Below are 1956 nucleotides of genomic sequence, written 5' to 3'. Positions count from 1 at the left end.
CAGGGCGCCATCTTCACCGCCACCCGGGCGGTGGTGGACCGGGGCGGCGCGAAGGCCGTGAAGCGCGCCACCGGGACGTGGCCCGGCTGACGAGTTTCTCTCCGACTCCCCGGCCCGGTCGGCTCATGACCGACCGTCGGGCGGTGGGAGAGGTGAAGCCTCATCAGGGGTGATGAGAGCGACGGGAGGGGCTTGGTCCGGTGGTCGGGCCCGGCCCCTCCCTCGTGTGTGCGCCCGGGCGCGGCTGTCGGGGCGCGGTTCGTGAGTCTTCGAGTGTGTCTGTCGTCGCCTGGCGGTACTCGACGCGGGGTGCAGGGCCCGTGGTCACCAGTAGCCGGTACTGGGGCCCAGGGGATCCGCTCAGGCGGGGCTGACTCGGGTGAGGCCGGGAGGCAGCTGGGTCGTCCGGTCGGTACGCGCGGAGCTGACCTGCTCCTGTGTCAGGTTCTTGACTGTGGACAGATCGGCTCCGGAGAGGTCTGCCCCTGTCAGTTCTGCGCCCGACAGATTGGTTTCGAAGAAACTCGCGTCTGTCGTTTTCGCGCCCGAAAGATCGGCTTTGGAAAGGTTCGCCCCGGTGAAATCTGCCTTTGTCAGATCCGCCTTGCGGAGGTTCGCTTTGGATAAGTCGGCAAAAGAGAGAGACACATGTGACAAGTTCGAGCCTCTGAGCAATGCCGAGTTCAGGTGTGTGCTGGAGAGGCTCGAATGCGTCAGGTTGGTTTTGGTCAGGTTCGCGTAGGCCAGGTTCGCGCCCAACAGCATCGCATGCGACAGGTTGCTGTCCGGCAGGCTTGTTCGGAACAGGTTCGCGCCGGAGAGCCAGGAGCGCGACAGGTTGGCCGACGGAAGGAACGCCTCGGACAAATCGATCCCGAGCAGCATCCCCCCGGAAAGGTCGACACCGGATTCGTCTTCCGGGAAATCGGCTGCCTGGAGCCGGGGGAGTCGCGCTTCCCGGAGGTCGAGGCGGAAGTCTCCGTCATGCTTCCGGTCACGGGTGCCCAGCACCATGAACGCGGCGTCGACATCGGCCGGAAGCTCCTGCCCCTTTGCTGGTGGCTTCGAGGCATTGGTGCGGACGTAGGCGGCGAGGATGTTGCCGATGGTGGGCTGGTCGCGCGGTGAATCCTTCATGATTCGCTGAAGGCCGTAGATGCCGCCCAGCCGCACGTCCACCTTGTCGTGGCCGAGGTTCTCGACCGCGGCGGTGTACCGCTCCGTGACCTGGCCTTCCGTTGCGAGGGAGAGGTCGGCCTTCGCCTGGGCGTCGGCCTTCAGCGCCTGCTCGTTGGCCTGCCGCATCTGCTCGTTGGCCTGCTGGGCCTGGACATTCGTGTACCAGAGCCCTCCGACCGCGACGACCGCGGCAACGACGACGGTGCCCAGTTCGACTCGTCGCGCCCAGTCGAGCCGCCCCGTCTCCTGGCGCCCCCTCCGTGCGGCTGCCCTGTGGGCCGCCAGGGTGGCACGCGTGGTCGAGCGGTTGTTCCGGCGTGGGTGCGGGGAGCGTGAAGACGCAGGCATGATGCCATCCCATCCCGAACTCCCCCTGCAATGCAACGAGTTGAGGCGCAGCACCGTGCGATCCGGTTCTCCTCCCGTCGGGAGGCGCGGTGCCGCGCACGCGGGGATGCCCGCGCTCCGGCCGCCCTCGCCGGCCGGAAACGCGCCCGCGTCGGTCCCGCCGCGGTGGGCCGTCGCGCGGCTGCTCCCGACCCGCTCGGCCGCGTACCGCTCCGCCCTGCACGCCGTCGAGGCCCTTGCAGGGGCACCCCTCCTGCGCGCCCGCACCGGCCGGCAAGCCGTCTCCGCTCATCTGAGCGCGCTCATCACGATCTGATTTCTCACAGCGGCACCCCTTGCCTTCCGCCCCTGTAATCGTTTCCAATCCTCCTTGTAATCGTTTCCACGCCCCGTGGTCCTTCAGCTCCGTGCTGACGGTCACCACGGTGG

At 67.8% G+C, this 1956-nt stretch carries 1 protein-coding gene; it reads right to left on the bottom strand.

Annotated elements, in window-relative coordinates:
* Positions 1–360: 360 nt before the first annotated feature.
* Positions 361–1581, bottom strand: coding sequence for a pentapeptide repeat-containing protein (locus tag ACOJSN_RS04065; RefSeq protein WP_420111233.1), 1221 nt, complete (start codon positions 1579–1581; stop codon positions 361–363).
* Positions 1582–1956 lie beyond the last annotated feature (375 nt).

The organism is Pseudactinotalea sp., from assembly GCF_048594945.1.
Lineage (GTDB): Bacteria > Actinomycetota > Actinomycetes > Actinomycetales > Beutenbergiaceae > Pseudactinotalea.
Note: the sequence above shows the minus strand (reverse complement) of the source record. Positions and strands in the feature narration are given on the sequence as shown.